Genomic DNA, 20,682 nt, shown 5'->3' on the forward strand with positions numbered 1-20,682 from the left:
AAGCATCATTGATAGTTCTCGTATGTTGAAGGTGGTATAGGCTTAGAGGTAGGCATATATCCAGGAACATTTAGCCTCATGATATCAACTGGATTGCTGCCGGCGCTACCAAAGCCCCTAAATTCGATTTGAAATAGCACCTGAGTGGTGGTTATTTGGGAAGTATTCAAAACTTGAGAGTAGGCACCTCGGAAAGTCCAGCAATCTCTGCTCCACTCTAGAGCTAACAAGCTATTTAAAGTCTTAGTTGTCAACGCGTCGTATCCCCAGCGACCTAAGACTGATACTTCCCTGGTAATAGGCCATTGCCCAGAAATATTGTATTGATCTGTAGTGGTTGCTGCGGGCACAAACGCCTGGTTATTTTGAATGGATGCCTGAACTGGTGGAGACCATACATTGCGGTACCCGAAATTCAAACTTCTACCTTGGGTTGGGCGCCAGCTACCCCCAACCGTGCTTTGAACAAAACGATTGAGTTGGGTGTTGTATTGTCCAAAAATATCTGCGCTAAAGTTACCCAGTAATCGAACTGAGCCGGAACCTAAGGTATCCGAATAGGTAGTGGGATTAGCAATCGTGCCATTCAAGCCAACTCGCTGCCCTGTAAATTGCTGCTTTTGAGCTAATGTGACATTAGCACGTTCTGCTCCAGTATTTGCCTCAATCATGCGACTTGTGAGACCAAGAGTAGCTGCATTGTTGTCGGCAATACGGTCATTACCAATAAAAGTATTTTCACTAAAAATTTGCGAGATACCAAAGCCAGCATCCGCCGTATCAAACAAAGGAGTCTGCGCCTGACTTTGAAATGGCGTATACACATACAGAGCGCGAGGTTCCATAGTTAACAACATATCGCGACCATAAAAACCTTTTAATTCAGCAGCATCTCTTTCAAAAGCCAAACCAGAATCCAAGCTAAAAGTTGGAATTGTGAAGCCTTGCGCCACTGGCGCACCAGTTGCTGTAAACGGTGTGGCGTTATACATGTTTGACTGAAAACTCACTTTTGGAGTGATGTAATAGCCTGGTGTTATTTGTGGCAGGGCCATGGCACCCTTAATCACTGTTCTATCTGCCTGACTGTATACGCCTGGTGCAGTAGCTGCTAAATTACCGCCGATGTTGTATGAGAAGCGCGTGTAATCAGCAGAGAAAGTGGTTGCAGGTCCAGTCGGCAAAGTTACATACTTTCCACTTGTATCCGCTACTGCAGGAGTTAGTCGATTGTTGTAAGCCGCAGTAATGTTTGGCAATACGTTGTAAGGCGCCTGAATTGGAGTTGGGTCTGGTTGCAAAGTTTGGAAAGTTAAAGCCCTTGCTGACACATTCCAATTACTCAAGCTACCCGTTAATCCCTTAGTCGTCCCCACCTCTTGACGGAATTGACTTGTCACTGCTCCAGCAATACTTTGAGAGAAGTCGGTTGGATAAAAGTTATCTGAAACTCGCGACATATTGGCGTAACCAGTCCATGAGCCTGGGAGGGGTACACCGCCTGGTGCGAGACCACCACTAAACACCTGTCGCTGCTGCCAGTCATAGCGCCAACGATCGGTTCCCGTTTTATTGTCATGAGCCAAATAATCGCCAGCCAAAGTGCCGCTGTACTTGCTATCTAGAAAACGATAATTTGCACCAACCTGCAAGCCACGCTCACTCATATAACGCGGAAGAATCAATAAATCTCTATTAGGCGCAATATTGACGTAGTACGGCTGGGTGGCATCAAAACCATTATTAGAGTTATAGCCAACAACCGGTGCCAGAATGCCAGTACGCCTCTGATTAGATGTAGGCGCAGTGAAATATGGAACATATGCAATAGGCACATCGAAGAAACGCATCACACCATGCGTGCCAACCATTTCTTTTTGTTCGTTATCAATCTCTAAAGTGCTGGCCGAAAAATACCAATCCATATTTTGCGGTGTACATGTGGTGTAAGTGGCTTTATCAAAAACAAAAATATCTGAGTTTTCAATCGTCAGTTTTTTGGCAGAGCCGTTACCGCGGGTGTCACGCAGTTCATATGTAGGCGTCTCCATCTCACCTTCGCGTGCATCCACTTTAAATTGAGCTGTTGGACCCTTAAAAGTAGTGTTGCCTTTTGTTAACTCAGCATTCCCAATTAAGTCTGCAATATCGGTATCAGGGTCGTAAATGATTTCATCTGCTTTAATAACTCCGCCGTTACGACGCATTTGCGCGCGACCCTTGAGTTTCATCTTACGGTCAACGACACCTTCAATGACATCGCTAGATGTAAACGTTAGTGCTTTACTATCGTCTATTGGTACACCGGTACGTAACTGATCATCCAACTTTAAAACGGTGACATTTCCACGATCAGGCAATAAAACAGTGTTCGAGTTAGCCTGTGCATTTGCGGGTAAAGGAGCAGGAGCCTGAGCATATCCCTGGAGCGTAAATTGCAGCAATACCACCCCGGTCATTACGCGCAGGGTTACATGCAAAAAAAGAGGGGCGCGAAGGCCGGCGCGAAGGCGATAATGACTCATAGATCCAGACCGCCTTATTATACGAATCGACCATGACTGACGCACGCTTAAACACCCTCCGCAACTGGCTAAAAGCCCTAGAAGCTAGCTGGCAATTAGATCTCGACTCTTTGGTACCAGCCTCGGCTGATGCCAGCTTTCGGCGCTATTTCCGAATTACATCTAAAAACCCCAGTTTTGGGACTTTGATCGTGATGGATGCACCGCCCCAACATGAGCCTTTAGATGCCTTTATTAAGGTCGATTTATTGCTCTCAGAAGCTGGTTTAAATGTGCCAAAAATACTAGAGCAAAATATTGCTGAAGGCTTTTTGCTATTAAACGATTTGGGTACAAAAACTTACCTGGCTGAACTGAATAATGAGACTGCAGATCATCTTTATAAAGATGCAACTCATGCGCTAGTTTTAATGCAGTTGGCAAGCAAGCCTGGCGTCCTACCAAACTATGACCAGGCATTGTTACAACGAGAGCTCGATTTGCTTCCTGAATGGTATTTAAAGAAACATCTCAGCATTGAACTCAGCACACAACAATCGGATCAACTAAAAAAATCATTTGAGCTCATTATTGAAAATAATTTAGCTCAAGCAAAAGTCTATGTTCATCGTGATTACCACTCGCGTAATTTAATGGTTACAGAAAAAAATAATCCTGGAGTAATTGACTTTCAGGATGCAGTTTATGGTCCCATTACTTATGACGCTGCATCTCTTTGGCGCGATGCCTATATTGCATGGCCAGAAGAGCGAGTAATTGATTGGGTTATTAAATTCTGGGAGGCAGGCCGTAAGGCAGGGTTGCCGATGCCAGACGATTTTGGTCACTTCTATCGTGATTTTGAATGGATGGGTTTACAGCGTCACCTTAAGGTACTTGGCATCTTTGCACGGCTATATCACCGCGACGGCAAAGACGGCTATCTCAAAGATATTCCACTCGTGCTTGAGTATGCAATTGCAACAGCCAATCGTTATATTGAATTAAAGCCTTTGGCTCGCATTCTGGAATCGACTCGCATTCGTAAAGACTAGTTAGATATACATGATGAATAAGAGCAATCTCATTCCTTGTTTTTTACTTGCTGCTGGTAGAGGTGAGCGTATGCGACCTCTCACAGATGTCTTACCCAAACCCTTATTAACCATTCAGAACAAATCTTTACTAGCCTGGCATTTAGAAGCTTTAGCTAAGGCAGGAATTCAGAATGTCGTCATTAACCATGCTTGGTTGGGTGAAAAAATTGAGGCAGCTCTCGGGAACGGTCAGCAATTTGGTCTCAACATCCAATACTCCCCTGAAGGTAGCGCTCTAGAGACTGCGGGCGGAATTTGCAAGGCATTACCCATAATTGCACCCGATGATTACTTTCTGGTTATCAATGGAGATGTATTTAGCCCCAATTTGCCTATAAGTACGCTATTGGAAACAGTCCCCAGAATGCGCGCTGACCCAAGTAAGCCATTGGCCCACTTACTCATGGTTCCCAACCCAGTGCAGCACCCTGAAGGGGATTTTTACCTGCAAGACACCACCGTGGGAGACACTGAATCCGTAGAGAGCGAAAAGCTAACCTTCTCAGGGATTGGGGTTTATCACAAAGACCTCTTTAAGGACCTGGAATTCGGAGCGCCTGCCAAGTTAGCCCCTTTGCTGAGAACCGCGATGGAGCAAAATAAAGTGACCGGTGAAAAATATACCGGTCCATGGCACGATGTAGGTACGCCACAACGCTTACAAGAGCTTAATGCAGCATATGAATAAACCAGATATTTATCAACTTCGTCGAAATGAATTAGCAAAACAAATATTTGCTAAGACTGGCGGCGGAATTGCAGTCGTTTCTACAGCGCCTGAAATTGCTCGCAATCGCGATAGTGAATTTCCATATCGTCACGATAGCGACTTTTACTATCTGACGGGCTTTGAAGAACCAGGCGCAACCCTTGTAATGAAAGTTGATGGTGATGGAAAAAATCTTCAACTTCAATCTCATTTATTTTGCAGACCCAAGGATCCCGAGAGGGAAATTTGGGATGGTATTCGTCTTGGCCCTGAAGCAGCGCCTGAAGTTTTGGGTGTTGAATATGCGCATAGCAACCAGGAGCTCGATCGAAAACTAGGCGAGCTAATGGCAGATCAAGACGCAGTCTATATTCGTCTTGCGGAAAGTGCTGAGGCTGATAGGCGCTTGCGTCATTGGATGAAACAAGTTCGCGGGCAAGTTCGCTCAGGCGTGAATCCACCATCAGAGTTTCATGACATTGAAGTGCTGATTCATGAAATGCGTCTATTTAAAGATGCACATGAAATTGACATCATGCGCCGTGCTGCTGCCATCTCTGCTCGCGCACATATCCGCGCCATGCAAATCTGCAAGCCTGGTATGCGTGAATATCAACTCGAAGCTGAATTGCTCCATGAGTTCCGCAATAGCGGTGCGCAAAACGTTGCCTACAACAGCATTGTTGCTGGTGGCGCTAACTCATGCATCCTGCACTATCGCGCAGGCTCAACAGAATTACGTAGCGGCGAACTTTGCTTAATTGATGCTGGTTGCGAACTGGATGGTTATGCATCCGACATCACTCGGACCTTTCCAGTAAATGGAAAATTTACTGGCCCGCAACGTGCTCTATACGACATTACATTAGCTGCGCAAGAGGCCGCAATTGCCATGACCAAACCGGGCAATACTTTTATGCAGCCGCATGAAGCAGCACTGAAAGTACTAACTCAAGGCTTACTTGATGAAAAGTTAATCAAGCTTGCCGATCTAGGCTCACTTGAAAATGCCATAGAAACAGGTGCTTACCGCCGCTTTTACATGCACCGCACATCACATTGGTTGGGCATGGATGTGCATGACGTAGGCTCCTATCGCGAGACCAACCATGCTTCATCTAGTGAAGATAAGCCATGGCGCGTCCTCAAGAGCGGCATGGTAATTACGATTGAGCCTGGTCTCTATATCAGACCAGCTGCCGATGTGGATGAGAAATTTTGGAACATTGGTATTCGCATTGAAGATGATGCCGTCCTTAACAACTCTGGGTGTGAATTAATTTCTCGTGGTGTACCCGTCAAAGCAGATGAGATTGAAGCTCTCATGAAAAACTCTTGAACACATTTAATTACCAATGAGCTCATCCAATTGCGATATTTTGATTCAAGGCGGTGGCCCGGTTGGACTTGCTTGTGCCGCGTGGACACTGCAGAAATTTCCAGATGCAAAAATCACACTACTCGATCGCAATCCAATTAATGATGATGATTTAGCAAATGCCGATAGTCGCGGCATTGCGCTATCACATGGCAGCAAGCTATTACTAGATACGATCAACGCTTGGCCAAAGGAATCCGCACAAATTCATCGCGTACATGTTTCACAAGCTGGACGCTTTGGCAGAGCCCTGATGACCCGAGAAGAACTCAATCAAGATGCCCTGGGGCACATTATTCGCTATCGTGATATCCACATCACACTGCGTCAGGCTTTAAGAGCGATTCAGGCAAAGTGCCCCAACTTTGTTTGGCGACATATCGATAAAGAAGCCGAAGAAAATAATATCCACGCCAACTGTATCGTGCATGCTGAAGGCGGCTTATTTAAAACACAAGATTGGGTTGAATCTGGTCGCGATTATGGTCAGTCAGCCTTAGTCGGATTGGTTGAGGTAGAAAATGCGGCGCCCCATCATGCTTGGGAACGTTTTACTGCTGAAGGTCCTTTAGCAGTTTTGCCAAGTCATTACGGCCCCAATATTTTGAATCTAGTTTGGTGTGGTTCACCAGAGTCGTCAGGACATCGCTTGCAACTCAGTGATGCCGATTTCTTAAACGAACTAGAAAAAGAATTTGGTTCACGCATTGGTCGCTTTCTGAAAATTCAGGATCGTCGTTTATATGAGCTAGGTTTGAACTATCGCAAAGAAATTACCAAAGACAATGAAGTGTGGATTGGTAACGCTGCTCAAACTTTGCACCCGGTAGCAGGCCAAGGGTTAAATCTAGGCTTAAGGGATGCCTTCTTGCTGGCGGAAAAATTGGTTGGCGTATTTTCTGGGTCAGCAGAAGATCAATCTCCAGTAGATATCCAAAATGCGCTCCAAAGCTATGCTCAAAGCCGCAAAATTGATAGAACAACTACGATTGGCCTAACGGACTTTATGGCCAGGGTGTTTACCTCTAATCTTGCCCCAGTTGTGCTAGCCAGAGGACTGGCTTTAAGCTCCCTTCAGTGGCTTCCACCAGTAAAGACAGCCTTAGCCCGCCAGATGATGTTTGGTAGGCACTAAAGGGCTTAAATCGCCCCTAAATATAAGTATTCCTGATTTGATCTGTAACAAGCAATCTGCCTAAAAAATAGGCAGATTTGGGGTCGACTGTGCTAAAGTGTCATGCTTTCCGCCCAAGCCCCCTTTTTGATGAACATTGGCCCTCACACACTCGCAAATAAGCTATTTGTAGCCCCCATGGCTGGGGTAACAGATCGCCCGTTTAGGCAGCTTTGCAAGAAATTGGGTGCAGGCTATGCGGTTTCTGAAATGGTGGCATCTAATGCCCTGCTTTGGAAAAGCGAGAAAACACAACGTCGCGCCAATCATGTCGGTGAATTCAAACCTATCGCAGTGCAAATCGCTGGGGCCGATCCAGCAATGATGGCAGCTGCGGCAAAAATTAACGTAGATCATGGCGCACAAATTATTGATATCAATATGGGTTGCCCCGCGAAGAAAGTTTGCAACGTAGCTGCTGGTTCTGCGCTATTGCGAGATGAACCTTTAGTGCAGAAAATTTTAGAAGCCGTTGTGAATGCTGTCGGTGTTGGACCAGATGCAGTGCCAGTTACCTTAAAGATTCGTACTGGTTGGGATCGCGAACATAAAAATGCAATCGAGATTGCGCGTCTCGCAGAAAAGTCTGGCATCTCCATGTTGACGGTTCATGGTCGCACTAGAGCTGACCTATATCACGGTGAAGCTGAGTACGAAACTATTACTGCAGTCAAAAGTAACGTAGGCATTCCGGTGGTTGCAAATGGTGACATTACAAGCCCCGAGAAAGCAGAGCAAGTTTTAAAGATCACTGGGGCTGATGCCATCATGATCGGACGTGCGGCACAAGGTCGCCCCTGGATCTTCCGCGAGATCAATCATTACCTTGAAACTGGTAGCAAGTTGCCAACACCTGAGATCAATGAGATTCAGGCGATTATGAATGCCCACCTCTTAGATCACTATGAGTTCTATGGTGAACATATCGGCCTTCGCACAGCTCGCAAGCATATCGGTTGGTATTGCAAAGGTCTACGAGACTCACATGCATTCCGTCAGCGCATGAATACTGCTGATGATTGCAAAACCCAATTGCAAATGGTGAATGATTATTTTGATGAGATGAAATTGCATTCTGAACGCTTACTATTTTTAGAGGCAGCTTAATTCCTGCCGAATCCCTGCTGTATTTTTTATTTTCTTGTTTTTGTATTGATAGACTGTTATGACCAATAAGCACCCAATTACCGAATGTATTGAAACCCAACTACAGGGTTACCTAAATGACCTCAAAGGAACTGCACCAACCGATATCTATCAAATGGTCTTGGCTGTTGTAGAAAAGCCTATGCTGGAACTAGTTATGCAGCACGCTAAACAGAATCAATCACTGGCAGCACAGTATCTTGGTATTAACCGCAACACACTTCATAAGAAGCTCGTTGAGCATCAGCTGCTGAAGTAAGCATTCATCACAAAGTCATTTCTTTTAATTAAACCCTCCGAAAACTATGATCCGTACAGCACTTCTCTCAGTATCCGATAAAAATGGCATCGTGCCTTTTGCTAAAGCCCTCCATGAGCAGGGTGTTAAGCTTATTTCTACTGGCGGCACCGCAAAACTTCTAGCTGAAAATAATCTGCCAGTAGTTGAAGTTTCTTCGCTAACAAAATTCCCAGAAATGCTCGATGGTCGCGTAAAAACCCTTCACCCTATGGTGCACGGTGGCTTGTTAGCTCGTAGAGACTTCCCAGAACATATGGCCGCCTTAAAAGAGCATGGAATCGATACCATCGATATGCTCGTCATCAACCTATACCCATTTAATGAGACAGTCGCTAAAGAAAGTTGCTCATTTGAGGATGCTGTAGAGAATATTGATATTGGTGGTCCTGCTATGTTGCGAGCCGCCGCAAAGAACCATCAAGACGTTACCGTTTTAATCTCGCCGGAAGATTACGCCCCAGTATTAGCTGAGATGAAGGCAAATAAAAATACCGTTTCTTATAAGACAAATTTAGCTTTAGCCAAAAAAGTATTTGCGCATACTGCTCAGTATGACGGCGCTATTGCCAATTACCTCTCTGCATTGGGCGATAATTTAGATCACAAAGCGCGTTCTGCTTACCCAGAAACTTTGCATCTTGCTTTTGAAAAAGTACAAGAGATGCGCTACGGCGAGAACCCACACCAATCTGCCGCCTTCTATAAAGATATTTACCCTGTTAATGGCGCGCTAGCCAATTACAAGCAACTTCAAGGTAAAGAGCTTTCGTACAACAATATTGCGGATGCTGACTCTGCCTGGGAATGTGTGAAGAGCTTCACCGGTAACGCTGGTGGCGCTGCTGCTTGCGTCATTATCAAACACGCCAATCCTTGTGGCGTAGCTGTTGGAGCCAGTGCTCTTGAAGCCTATCAAAAAGCATTCAAAACTGATCCTAGCTCAGCCTTTGGCGGAATTATTGCTTTTAACGTTCCTTGCGATGGTGCAGCGGCAGAAGCGATCTCCAAGCAATTCGTAGAAGTATTAATTGCCCCTAGCTTTAGCGATGAAGCAAAGGCAATCTTTGCTGCAAAACAAAATGTGCGTCTTTTAGAGATTCCATTGGGTACTGCATTTAATACGTTTGATTTCAAACGCGTTGGTGGTGGCTTGCTCGTGCAATCGCCTGATGCCAAAAATGTTCTCGAAAATGAAATGCGCGTTGTCAGCAAGCGTCTACCAACTCCAAGCGAAATGCATGACATGATGTTTGCATGGCGCGTTGCTAAATTTGTGAAGTCCAATGCCATCGTCTATTGTGCAAATGGCATGACTCTCGGTATTGGTGCAGGCCAAATGAGTCGTGTTGACTCTGCACGTATGGCCAGCATTAAAGCTGAGAATGCTGGCCTGAGCCTTAAAGGTTCTGCCGTTGCAAGCGATGCCTTCTTCCCGTTTCGTGATGGCTTGGATGTAGTCGTCAATGGCGGTGCAAGTTGCGCCATTCAGCCGGGCGGCAGTATGCGTGACGATGAAATCATTGCAGCCGCAAATGAACATGGTATTGCCATGATCTTTACTGGCACACGTCACTTCCGTCACTAAGCAAACAGGAAGTAATAAACAAACTTATGCGCTGGATAGGAATTGACCCAGGTTTGCGTACTACCGGTTTTGGCGTCATTGATGTCGACGGCCAAAAGCTGACCTACGTAGCCTCTGGGACGATTGAAAGTGGTGATCCAGCCAAAGGCTTACCTGAACGTTTGGGCGCTCTCTATGCGGGTCTTAAAGAAGTTTTAGAGACCTATCATCCTGAGTCTGCTGCGATTGAAGAGGTTTTCTTAAATGTGAATCCTCGTTCAACGCTAATGCTAGGTCAAGCAAGGGGTGCCGTGATCGCTGCGCTCGTATCTGAAAAGCTTCCTGTAGCCGAGTACAGCGCTCTGCGCGTGAAGCAAGCCATTGTTGGCACAGGTCGCGCAGCCAAGCCACAAGTGCAGGAGATGGTTAAGCGTCTTTTAAGACTAAATCGTGCCCCAGGTACTGACGCATCTGATGCATTGGGTGTTGCTATCTGCGCCGCTCATCATGCGCAAATACCAAAAGCTATAACTGCAGCTACCGCCGCATTAGCACCAAAGAAACGTAGCAAGTAAAAATACACATCACAGGTTAAGATCTCTACATGATTGGTCGCATTCAAGGTACTCTCGTTTCAGTTCATCCACCCCGTCTCTTGGTAGATTGCCAAGGTATTGGTTATGAGGTTGATGTACCTATGAGTACCCTTTATCAACTTCCTCAAGCCGGTCAAAAAATTACGCTTCTTACGCACTTTCAAGTTCGTGAAGATGCGCAGCAACTTTTTGGCTTTGCTACCGAGACTGAACGTGAAGCATTTAGACAGCTCATCAAGATTAGTGGTGTTGGTTCCCGTACCGCACTAGCAGTTCTCTCTGGTATGAGCGTCAATGAGTTAGCCCAAGCGATTGCCCTACAAGAGGCTGGACGCCTCACTCAAGTACCAGGCATTGGCAAGAAAACCGCTGAACGTCTTTGCCTAGAACTCAAAGGTAAGTTAGCCCCTGACCTGGGTATTACAGGCGGCAAATCACAGGCGATTGAAGCTAGCAGCGAAGTCTTGCAAGCTCTGTTGGCATTAGGCTACTCAGAAAAAGAAGCGCTCTTGGCGCTCAAGCAAATCCCGCCAGAGACAAATGTATCGGATGGTATCCGTATGGGCTTGAAGTATTTATCTAAAGCCTAATGCCAAACGGAACTAAACTCTAAACATGGCAATTCATACAGACGACCTAAGCTCCATCCCCGAAGATTTACCGGAAGGCAATGACCGCATTGTGAGCGGCTCAGCGGGTAATTCTGAGGCCGTCTTTGAGAGAGCGCTACGGCCAAAACAACTTGATGAGTATGTTGGTCAAACTAAAGCACGCGCCCAATTAGAGATTTTCATCAGCGCCACAAGAGCACGTCAAGAAGCCTTAGATCACGTTCTCTTATTTGGGCCTCCTGGCCTTGGTAAAACTACCTTGGCCCACATCATTGCCAGGGAGCTTGGCGTTAACTTGCGCCAAACTAGCGGCCCCGTACTGGATAGGCCCGGTGATCTTGCTGCCCTACTAACTAATCTAGAAGAAAACGATGTTCTCTTTATTGATGAGATTCATCGCCTATCTCCTGTGGTTGAGGAAATTCTTTACCCAGCACTAGAAGATTACAGTCTTGACATCATGATTGGCGAAGGCCCTGCAGCACGCAGCGTAAAAATTGATCTCAAGCCATTCACATTGATTGGTGCCACCACCCGTGCTGGCATGCTGACCAATCCATTACGTGATCGCTTTGGCATTGTGGCAAGACTGGAGTTCTACACCACCGAAGAACTGACCAAAATTATTAATCGCTCAGCCAGTCTGCTCAAGGCCGATATTGATCCAGAGGGATCAGTAGAAATTGCTAAGCGTGCACGTGGCACTCCACGTATCGCAAACCGATTACTACGTCGTGTACGTGACTACGCAGAAGTCAAAGGCACGGGAACCATTACTAAAGCTATGGCTGATGCAGCCTTGAAGATGCTAGATGTCGATCCAAGCGGCTTTGACGTAATGGATAGAAAATTACTAGAAGCCATCTTGCACAAGTTTGATGGTGGCCCAGTGGGTATCGATAACTTGGCAGCAGCTATTGGCGAAGAACGCGACACCATTGAAGACGTGCTTGAGCCATATCTGATTCAGCAGGGCTACTTACAGAGAACCTCGCGTGGACGAGTAGCAACACGCCAGGCTTATGAGCATTTTGGATTAACGCCGCCTAGCGGCAGCGCTAGTCTAGATATTTAAGCTAGCGTCACTTTCGCAAACTTACGTTTGCCTACTTGTACAACATAAGTTCCCGCTTCAACTTTCAGATGTTTATCAGTGATCGTTGCGCCATCAATCTTGACACCGTTTTGCTCGATATTGCGATTAGCCTCTGATGTGGATGGGGCTAAACCAGCAGCTTTCAAAAGATTGGCGATTTGCATTGGGGCTCCGGAGAGATTGACCTCTGGAATGTCATCCGGTACACCACCTTTAGCGCGGTGATTAAAGTCTTCTAATGCCTTTTCAGCTGCAGCTTGAGAGTGAAAGCGTGCAACAATTTCTTGTGCTAGCAGCACTTTGCAATCCTTTGGATTTCTACCGGCGGCAACTTCTTGCTTCATCAAGTCGATTTCAGCCATTGGACGGAAAGAAAGTAATGTGAAGTAATCCCACATCAATTCATCGGAGATGCTCAAAAGCTTGCCAAACATTTCTCCCGCCGGCTCGCTGATGCCAATGTAATTACCTTTGGACTTACTCATCTTGTCCACGCCATCCAAACCAACCAGGAGTGGCATCGTCAAAATACATTGAGGCTCTTGGCCATATTCACGCTGGAGCTCGCGCCCAACTAAGAGATTAAATTTCTGATCAGTACCACCGAGCTCTAAGTCGCTCTTCAAGGCAACAGAGTCGTAGCCCTGCATCAATGGATACAAGAACTCATGCACAGAGATGGGTACGCCACTACGGTAGCGCTTTGTAAAGTCATCGCGTTCTAACATCTGCGCAACGGTGTATCGCGCTGCTAACTGAATCATGCCGCGCGCACCCAATGGATCACACCATTCGCTGTTGTAACGCACTTCAGTTTTTGCAGGGTCAAGCACCATGCTCGCTTGACGATAGTAAGTCTCGGCATTAACCGCAATTTCTTCTGCAGTTAATGGTGGGCGAGTAGCGTTACGTCCAGATGGATCACCAATCATGCTGGTGAAGTCACCGATCAAGAAAATAACGGTATGGCCTAAATCTTGCAATTGGCGCAATTTATTCAAAACAACCGTATGCCCCAAATGAATATCAGGCGCCGTTGGATCTAAGCCTAATTTAATTCTGAGTGGGATCTTGGTAGCCTGACTGCGCGCCAGTTTTTGAACCCAATCAGCCTCAACTAATAACTCATCGCAGCCACGCTTAGTGACTTCGAGAGCTGCAAAGACTTCAGGGGTCAAAGGGTATTTTTGTTCTGGTTTAGCCGTCATGCTGATTCGGATTGCTGATTCAGTTAAATTAGTAGTTAAATTGCTAAAGCATAATTGTCGCATTCCTGAGAGCCACATGAACAAACCCCATTCCCTCTATATCGGACTGATGTCCGGCACCAGCCTGGATGGGATAGATGCCGTCCTGGCAAAGATTGGGTCCAGCGGGGAAGTAAGCGCCCTGGATGCGGTGAGCACCTCCTTTAGTACTGAACTACGCAAAGCCCTATTTGAGCTTCAAAGCCCTGGGACTAATGAGCTGCACCGGGAGAAACAGGCTGGAAATGCCCTAGCCTTGGCTTACGCAGAAGCAGTAAATCAATTGCTTCAAAAGACAAAATTGCAGGCGTCAGATATCACTGCTATTGGCGCTCATGGGCAGACCATTCGCCACCAACCGCATCTTGGCGAAATGGCCTATACCCACCAAACGCTCAATCCTGCTCTCTTGGCAGAAAAAACAGGCATCGATGTCATTGCTGATTTTAGAAGCCGAGATTTGGCTGCTGGTGGGCATGGCGCCCCTTTAGTCCCAGCGTTTCATGCGCAGCAATTTGTAGAAAATAAAAATTTAGCCATTCTCAATATTGGCGGCATTGCTAACTTCACGCTACTTCCCAAGGATGGGCAAGTGACCGGTTTTGATTGCGGTCCAGGAAACATGTTGATGGATGCCTGGATACACGAACATCAAGGTAATGCATTTGATGAGAATGGCAACTGGGCATTACAAGGCAAAGTTAATGAAGCATTGCTTGCAAGAATGCTGACTGATCCATTTTTTACAAAAGCGCCGCCTAAGAGTACAGGCAGAGATGACTTTCATCTTGGTTGGTTACAAGAAAAATTGAATGGTGATAATTTTCTTTGTGAAGACGTGCAAGCAACCTTGCTTCATCTAACAGCTCACTCAGCCTTAGAGGCTCTAGCGCGTTATGCCCCGCAGACCCAGAAGCTGATTATCTGCGGAGGTGGTGCCAGAAATCATGCACTAATGAATTTATTCAAAGTGAAGTCGCAACACTTCTTTAAACAACCCTTAGAGATTACAACTAGTGATTCTGCCGGGATCGATCCACAACTAGTTGAAGGTCTCGCTTTTGCATGGCTTGCATGGGCCTATAAAGAAAAACGGCCAGCAAATTTGCCAGCCGTTACGGGAGCGAAGGGCTCTAGAATTCTAGGCGCTTGCTACCCTGCTTAAATAATTAAATTTTTTCTTAAGCAGAGAAAGAAGATCCGCAGCCACAAGTTGTTTGTGCATTTGGATTCTTAATCACAAACTGTGAGCCGTTGATATCTTCTTTGTAGTCGATCTCAGCACCAACCAAATATTGGAAGCTCATTGAGTCTACTAACAAAGTGACGCCGTTCTTTTCAAAGAGTGTGTCGTCTTCATTTACGGCATCATCAAATGTGAAGCCATACTGAAAGCCTGAGCAACCACCACCTTGTACGAATACGCGCAACTTCAATTCTGGATTACCTTCTTCAGCAATCAAGTCAGCCACTTTTGCAGCAGCGCTATCGGTGAACACCAATGGGGTTGGTGGCTCAGCTAAATCTTGTGCAGGTTGTGTAGCTAATTCAGTCATGATTTACTCCTAATTCAAAAGGCAATGTCTCATTTTAGGCTTTTAATGCCCAGTTTGCTGAAGGGTCATTACGGGGATACAGCTATCTGGGTGAGCCCCGTAGTCTCTGGCAAGCCAAACATGAGGTTTAAACACTGAACCCCCTGTCCTGAGGCCCCTTTTACTAAATTGTCCTCAACCACCAAAATGACCAAAGTATCACCGCCGCCTGGACGATGGATCGCAATCCGAATGCCGTTGCTACCACGTACTGAACGTGTTTCTGGATGACTGCCTGCAGGCATCACATCGACAAATGGCTCATCTTTATAGAAAGTCTCATAAAGTTTTTGATAATCAATATCTTTACCAGCATCAGTCAAACGCACATATAGCGTTGAATGAATACCTCTAATCATCGGAGTTAAATGTGGCACAAAGGTCAGGCCAATTTGCTCGTGACCAGCAATCGCCTTTAAGCCTTGCTCAATTTCTGGCAAATGACGATGCCCTTTAACGCTATACGCCTTAAAGTTGTCACTTGCCTCAGACAATAATGTACCGATCTCTGCTTTACGGCCAGCACCAGAGGTGCCTGACTTGGAATCCGAGATGATGTGCGTGCCATCAATCAAGTGCTTGCCGCCAGTCGATTTTGGTGACAGCAAAGGTGCGAGTCCAAGCTGGACAGATGTTGGGTAGCAACCAGCCAAACCCACTACACGTGCTTTTTTAATTGCTTCGCGATTAATCTCTGGCAAACCATAAACAGCCTCAGCCAAAATTTCTGGACAACCATGCTCCATGCCGTACCACTTAGAAAATTCTTTAACATCCTTTAAACGGAAGTCTGCAGCAAGATCCAAAACCTTGACATTGTTAGCAAGCAATTCTTTTGCTTGCGCCATCGCAACACCATGTGGAGTTGCAAAGAACACTGCATCGCATTCGTTTAATTTAGCTTCATCAGGTGTTGTGAATTTCAGATCAACACGACCACGTAAAGATGGGAACATCTCAACCACAGGCATACCCGCTTCTGTACGAGAAGTAATTGCAGTCAGTTTTACCTCGGGATGCTGCGCCAATAAACGCAATAACTCCACTCCGGTATAACCAGTGCCACCTACGATGCCAACTTTAATCATGCCATTCTCCAAAATACCGACTGATGAATTTTATTTCTCTAATACCTAGATTGTAGAAACAAAAAGGGCCGCTTGCGCGACCCTTTCGATAAAACTTGAGCGACTGAAAGAATTAGCGCTTGCTGAACTGCTTACGACGACGCGCGCCGTGCAGACCAACTTTTTTACGCTCAACTTCACGAGCATCGCGAGTTACCAAACCTGCCTTAGACAGAGTTGGCTTCAAGGCGTTGTCGTAGTCGATCAATGCACGAGTAACACCGTGACGAACTGCACCAGCTTGGCCAGTTTCACCGCCACCAGAAACGTTTACTTTGATATCAAAGGTCGTTAAGTGAGCTGTGAGAGCCAAAGGCTGACGAGCGATCATACGTGATGTTTCACGAGCAAAATATGCATCGATAGGCTTACCATTAACAATGATGTCGCCTTTGCCAGATTTAATGAATACGCGCGCAACAGAACTCTTGCGGCGACCAGTACCGTAATTCCAATTTCCGTAATTAATAGCCATGTGGTTTCCTTAAATCTCTAACGCTTTTGGCTGTTGAGCCGCATGCGGATGATTGGCGTCGCCGTAGACTTTTAATTTCTTAATCATGGCATAGCCTAGTGGGCCTTTTGGCAACATACCCTTCACAGCCTTCTCCAAAGCGCGACCTGGGAAACGGTCTTGCATCTTGTCGAAGTTAGTTGAGCTAATACCACCAGGGTATCCGCTGTGACGGTAATAAATTTTGTTCAAGCCTTTTGTGCCTGTGACACGGAGCTTAGAAGAATTGATAACGACAATAAAGTCGCCAGTATCAACGTGTGGAGTGTATTCAGGCTTGTGCTTGCCGCGTAGACGGAGTGCCACTTCACTGGCGACACGACCGAGGACTTTGTCCGTAGCGTCAATCACGAACCATTCATGCACTACCTCATGGGATTTTGCAGAAAAAGTTTTCATGATTTCTCAAATTGTTATGGTCAAAAAAATTACCCCAACCAAACTACGTCCACCTTGGCCCTGCTTATGTTTGCAAGCTCGCAGATTCTGCAATTTAACTGGTACAACAAATTACCGCTGACCGGCTCGGTAATTCAGTAAAGCCTTGAATTGTAACCTAAAAAAAACCCAGGAACGAGTCCTGGGTTGGAATCCACCTATGTTTGGGTGGAGGAGACACTGGGAGGTAAGTCGCAGTCTTATACAAGACTGACTACCAATATGGTTATTCTACACAAACAATATGGTGCAACGCAAGAATATTGACCAAAATCAATTTTTTGATGCTTTTTGGCTATTTTGAGCAGCAAACGGCATGCCATAAATATTGGTAAACTATTGATAATATTGGTTAATTTAGTAAGTTAGGGGTCACTACGATGGATTGTCGAGTATCTTGGTTGGGTAATGGCGGTATGGCTTTTTCAGCCGAAACTGGCAGTGGCCACCTCGTCAACATGGATGGAGCCCCAGAAGCGGGTGGCAGAAACCTAGCTCCAAGGCCAATGGAGCTCCTTTTAGCCGGTGCGGGCGGCTGCTCTGCATTTGATGTGGTTTTAATCCTACAAAGGGCCCGTCAGGCCATTAGCGGCTGTGAAGTGAACCTCCAAGCAGAACGCGCCACAGATGACCCCAAAGTCTTCACCAAGATCAATCTGCACTTTACGGTCAAAGGAAAAGACCTTGATCAGGCTAAAGTGGATCGCGCTGTAAAACTTTCTCATGAGAAGTACTGCTCCGCCACCACCATGTTGGCCAAAACCGCAGAATTAACTTACAGCGTAGAAATCGTTTCAGAATAAGTGCAGAGTCAATCGATAAGCCGGATTCTGTCGCCTAGATTTGCATCTAGGGGCAATCATTCCTCTAGGCCGTTAGTTACCCAACGGCTCAAGCTCCCTACCCGCAGACTCAGCGGGACGCCTCATCGCCTGCTTACTTGGGATTGCTCCAGGTGGAGGTTACCGCGTTTCACCGTAACTAAATACGCTCGTCTCTGTGGCCCTATTCCTCACGTCGCCGTGGATGGCCGTTAGCCATCACCCTTCCCTATGGAGTCCGGACTTTCCTCCCCCTCAATAAAGAGGCGGCGATTGCCCAATTGACTCTGCGCCTGCAGTCTAACGCAGTCAGAGCAATTTGGCTAAGAAACTAATGATTTGAGTTTTTTAAACGAGTGACCAAGCAATCGTTTCGCCGGCGCGCAGCGGAACGATGGTGGCATCACCCAAAGGCAATTCCATAGGAATGCTTTGCGCGTGTTTTACCAAAGTAATCTTTTTACTATTGCGTGGCAAAGAATAAAAATCGGGGCCAAAGAAACTAGCAAAGCCTTCTAATTTATCCAACTTACCAACACTCTCAAATGCTTCGGCATATAAACCTAGTGCGTTAAATGCGCTGTAGCATCCCGCACAACCACAGGCCGCCTCCTTAGCACCCTTGGCATGCGGCGCACTATCAGTTCCCAAGAAGAAGCGAGAGTTACCACTTGTAGCAGCCTCCAAAAGCGCAACTCGATGCTCCTCACGCTTAAGAACCGGCAAGCAATAATTGTGTGGACGAATCCCACCCGCAAAAATCGCATTACGATTCATAAGCAAATGCTGAGGCGTAATCGTGGCCGCAATCGTATTTTTCCCACCAGTCACTGCATCACGAACATAGTGAGCGGCTTGCTTGGTAGTGATGTGTTCAAACACAATCTTGAGTTCAGGTAACTTTTTACGTAACGGCTCTAATACCGTATCAATAAATACCGCCTCACGATCAAAGATATCAATATCTGCATGTGTTACTTCGCCGTGCACAAGCAAGGGCATACCAACAGCCTGCATTGCCTCTAAAGCAGCATGGCAATGTTTAAGGTCACTCACACCAGCGTCGCTATTAGTGGTTGCTCCTGCGGGATACAACTTGAATGCAGCAATACCTGCATCCTTAGCCTTACGAACTTCATCTGCAGAAGTGTTATCAGTAAGATAGAGAGTCATCAAAGGCATAAATTCAGTGACGCTCAATAATTTCAAATTCGATTCAATGCGTGACTGATAAGCTTTTGCCAAATCCACAGTGGTGACTGGTGGCTTTAAGTTTGGCATGATGATGGCACGTGCAAATTGACGCGCAGTATCTGCTAATACATCTTTCATTACTTCGCCATCGCGAATATGTAAATGCCAATCGTCCGGCTGAGTTAATTCAATTTTTGTAGGGCTATTGGACATATTATTTATTAAGCAAGATGATGCGGAAGTCATTCACATTCGTAAGTGTAGGGCCAGTTTCCACTAAAGCATCCATTTCTGCAAAGAAGCCGTAGCAATCATGTGCCAATAAGAATTTTTCTGGCGTAAGTTCTGCTGTTTGACTAGCTTGACGTACGGAACCATCAAACCAAGCGCCAGCATTCTTCTCGCTACCATCAATCCCATCGGTATCAGCAGCCAAGGCAGCCAATTGAGGTAAATCGTTTGATGCCGCAAAGAGTGAGAGCAAATACTCGCTGCAACGACCACCACGGCCTTTGACTCCAGCTGGGATAGTCACAGTGCATTCACCCCCAGAAATTAAGGCTAGCGGCTTATCAAATCCCTTAGCCACATAGTCTCGCACTAAAGCGGCCTGCTCTAAACCAACCTCCTGTGCCTCGCCGGTAATTGTGTCACCCAAAATAATTGGCTCATAGCCTTGGTGACGGACATACTCAGCAGCAGCTTCTAGGCTTTTATAGGCAGTTGCAATGACATGATTCGAAACTTGGCTATCAACCAAATCAATATCTTTTAAGGTCTCAGGGATTTCTCTTGCTAAACCTCGCTTGAGATGATCAAGAACAGATGCCGGAATAGTAGATGCATCTAAATCGTATTTTTGCAAAATATTGAGCGCATCTAAATACGTAGAGTAATCCGCAGCACAAGGACCACTAGCAATATCTGCAGGTGAGTCACCTGTGACGTCAGAAATCAATAAAGCTTCCACTCTTGCGCCACGTGCAATCGCAACTCTGGCCAAGTTACCACCCAAAATTGCAGATAGGTGTTTGCGTACCACATTCATCTCTTCAATCGGGGCGCCACTTCGCAAAAGCGCTTCTGTGGTCTTGCGCATGTCATCAATAGAAATGCCTTCTTGAGGCAAAGTCAGAAGGCTTGAGCCTCCCCCAGATACCAAAGCGATCAATACATCGCCTTGCTCTAATTGCTTTGTTAGCGCCAACACTTCCTTGGCCCCATCCATACCGGCTTGGTCAGGTACCGGATGCCCAGCCTCAACAATCTTAATATGGCTTGTTGGTGAGTTATGGCCGTAACGCGTCAGTACAGCGCCTTCTAATTTCGCCTGCGGCCAATTAGCTTTTGCGTAAGCTTCAAATGCGCTAGCCATAGATGCACTAGCTTTACCGGCACCCACAACTAAACAGCGCCCTTTAGGTTCTTGACCCTTTGGAAATATCTGCGCTAAATACTGCGGAACAATCACTTGTGGATCAGCAACTGCGACAGCAGCGGCAAAAGCATTTTTTAAGATTGCTTCTGTACTGTTGGCTGCCGAGCTTGGAGAGACGCTTTTGGTCATAAA

General features: G+C 46.2%; 20 protein-coding genes and 1 other RNA gene. 12 read left to right on the forward strand and 9 right to left on the reverse strand.

The window, feature by feature from the left end; genetic code table 11:
* Positions 1-5 precede the first annotated feature (5 nt).
* The gene (locus QMF28_RS08940; protein WP_281742393.1) at positions 6-2,525 is read right to left on the reverse strand and encodes an LPS-assembly protein LptD; all 2,520 of its coding nucleotides are present in this window, start codon (positions 2,523-2,525) and stop codon (positions 6-8) included.
* Positions 2,526-2,557: 32 nt separating this feature from the next.
* Here QMF28_RS08940 and QMF28_RS08945 point away from each other — a divergent pair, with 32 nt between their 5' ends.
* From QMF28_RS08945 to ruvB, 10 genes are all read left to right on the forward strand, one after another.
* The gene (locus QMF28_RS08945) at positions 2,558-3,559 is read left to right on the forward strand and encodes an aminoglycoside phosphotransferase family protein (protein ID WP_281742394.1); all 1,002 of its coding nucleotides are present in this window, start codon (positions 2,558-2,560) and stop codon (positions 3,557-3,559) included.
* A 13-nt stretch (positions 3,560-3,572) separates the two neighbouring features.
* Complete coding sequence (murU, locus tag QMF28_RS08950) at positions 3,573-4,289, forward strand: N-acetylmuramate alpha-1-phosphate uridylyltransferase MurU (protein ID WP_281743669.1); 717 nt, start codon at positions 3,573-3,575, stop codon at positions 4,287-4,289.
* Entirely contained in the window at positions 4,282-5,649 is a 1,368-nt protein-coding gene (locus QMF28_RS08955; protein ID WP_281742395.1) for an aminopeptidase P N-terminal domain-containing protein, read from the forward strand. Before murU ends, QMF28_RS08955 begins: the two co-directional genes overlap by 8 nt.
* 16 nt (positions 5,650-5,665) lie before the next feature.
* A complete protein-coding gene (locus QMF28_RS08960; protein ID WP_281742396.1) occupies positions 5,666-6,823 on the forward strand; it encodes an FAD-dependent monooxygenase in 1,158 nt (385 codons plus the stop codon).
* A 129-nt stretch (positions 6,824-6,952) separates the two neighbouring features.
* Positions 6,953-7,969: a tRNA dihydrouridine synthase DusB gene (dusB, locus tag QMF28_RS08965; RefSeq protein ID WP_425594918.1), complete on the forward strand. Its 1,017-nt coding sequence runs from the start codon at positions 6,953-6,955 to the stop codon at positions 7,967-7,969.
* A 58-nt stretch (positions 7,970-8,027) separates the two neighbouring features.
* Positions 8,028-8,267, forward strand: coding sequence for a helix-turn-helix domain-containing protein (locus tag QMF28_RS08970; RefSeq protein WP_068319558.1), 240 nt, complete (start codon positions 8,028-8,030; stop codon positions 8,265-8,267).
* Between the two features lie 46 nt (positions 8,268-8,313).
* Positions 8,314-9,894 carry a bifunctional phosphoribosylaminoimidazolecarboxamide formyltransferase/IMP cyclohydrolase gene (gene purH, locus QMF28_RS08975; protein WP_281742397.1) on the forward strand — a complete coding sequence of 527 codons (1,581 nt, stop codon included), beginning with the start codon at positions 8,314-8,316 and terminating at the stop codon, positions 9,892-9,894.
* A 26-nt stretch (positions 9,895-9,920) separates the two neighbouring features.
* Positions 9,921-10,448 carry a crossover junction endodeoxyribonuclease RuvC gene (gene ruvC, locus QMF28_RS08980; RefSeq protein WP_068319561.1) on the forward strand — a complete coding sequence of 176 codons (528 nt, stop codon included), beginning with the start codon at positions 9,921-9,923 and terminating at the stop codon, positions 10,446-10,448.
* Positions 10,449-10,477: 29 nt separating this feature from the next.
* A complete protein-coding gene (ruvA, locus tag QMF28_RS08985; protein WP_068319563.1) occupies positions 10,478-11,059 on the forward strand; it encodes a Holliday junction branch migration protein RuvA in 582 nt (193 codons plus the stop codon).
* 25 nt (positions 11,060-11,084) lie between these two features.
* Positions 11,085-12,155 carry a Holliday junction branch migration DNA helicase RuvB gene (gene ruvB / locus QMF28_RS08990; RefSeq protein WP_281742398.1) on the forward strand — a complete coding sequence of 357 codons (1,071 nt, stop codon included), beginning with the start codon at positions 11,085-11,087 and terminating at the stop codon, positions 12,153-12,155.
* Here ruvB and tyrS read toward each other — a convergent pair.
* On the reverse strand, positions 12,152-13,384 hold the full coding sequence (gene tyrS / locus QMF28_RS08995; RefSeq protein ID WP_281742399.1) for a tyrosine--tRNA ligase: 1,233 nt from the start codon (positions 13,382-13,384) through the stop codon (positions 12,152-12,154). The genes ruvB and tyrS overlap by 4 nt on opposite strands.
* Before the next feature lie 76 nt (positions 13,385-13,460).
* On the opposite strand from tyrS, the gene QMF28_RS09000 reads away from it, so the two are divergent.
* Positions 13,461-14,588 carry an anhydro-N-acetylmuramic acid kinase gene (locus tag QMF28_RS09000; protein WP_281742400.1) on the forward strand — a complete coding sequence of 376 codons (1,128 nt, stop codon included), beginning with the start codon at positions 13,461-13,463 and terminating at the stop codon, positions 14,586-14,588.
* 16 nt (positions 14,589-14,604) lie between these two features.
* On the opposite strand, the gene erpA is transcribed toward QMF28_RS09000, so the two are convergent.
* From erpA to rplM, 4 genes are all read right to left on the reverse strand, one after another.
* On the reverse strand, positions 14,605-14,979 hold the full coding sequence (erpA, locus tag QMF28_RS09005; protein ID WP_068319574.1) for an iron-sulfur cluster insertion protein ErpA: 375 nt from the start codon (positions 14,977-14,979) through the stop codon (positions 14,605-14,607).
* Positions 14,980-15,047: 68 nt separating this feature from the next.
* Positions 15,048-16,106: an N-acetyl-gamma-glutamyl-phosphate reductase gene (gene argC / locus QMF28_RS09010; protein ID WP_281742401.1), complete on the reverse strand. Its 1,059-nt coding sequence runs from the start codon at positions 16,104-16,106 to the stop codon at positions 15,048-15,050.
* A 112-nt stretch (positions 16,107-16,218) separates the two neighbouring features.
* A complete protein-coding gene (gene rpsI / locus QMF28_RS09015) occupies positions 16,219-16,620 on the reverse strand; it encodes a 30S ribosomal protein S9 (protein WP_011903720.1) in 402 nt (133 codons plus the stop codon).
* A gap of 9 nt (positions 16,621-16,629) precedes the next feature.
* Positions 16,630-17,058: a 50S ribosomal protein L13 gene (rplM, locus tag QMF28_RS09020; protein ID WP_011903721.1), complete on the reverse strand. Its 429-nt coding sequence runs from the start codon at positions 17,056-17,058 to the stop codon at positions 16,630-16,632.
* Positions 17,059-17,477: 419 nt separating this feature from the next.
* Between rplM and QMF28_RS09025 the strand changes: the two genes are divergently transcribed.
* Entirely contained in the window at positions 17,478-17,900 is a 423-nt protein-coding gene (locus QMF28_RS09025) for an OsmC family protein (protein ID WP_281742402.1), read from the forward strand.
* Here the strand turns inward: QMF28_RS09025 and rnpB are convergent.
* The 3 genes from rnpB to QMF28_RS09040 form a co-directional block, all read right to left on the reverse strand.
* Positions 17,901-18,207: RNase P RNA component class A (rnpB, locus tag QMF28_RS09030), an RNA gene on the reverse strand.
* A gap of 59 nt (positions 18,208-18,266) precedes the next feature.
* Positions 18,267-19,325 (reverse strand): dihydroorotase, encoded by a 1,059-nt coding sequence (pyrC, locus tag QMF28_RS09035; RefSeq protein ID WP_281742403.1) that lies wholly within the window; start codon positions 19,323-19,325, stop codon positions 18,267-18,269.
* Position 19,326: 1 nt separating this feature from the next.
* Entirely contained in the window at positions 19,327-20,679 is a 1,353-nt protein-coding gene (locus QMF28_RS09040) for a glycerate kinase type-2 family protein (RefSeq protein WP_281742404.1), read from the reverse strand.
* Positions 20,680-20,682 lie beyond the last annotated feature (3 nt).

The sequence above is a fragment of the Polynucleobacter yangtzensis genome (assembly GCF_027924165.1).
GTDB lineage: Bacteria > Pseudomonadota > Gammaproteobacteria > Burkholderiales > Burkholderiaceae > Polynucleobacter > Polynucleobacter yangtzensis.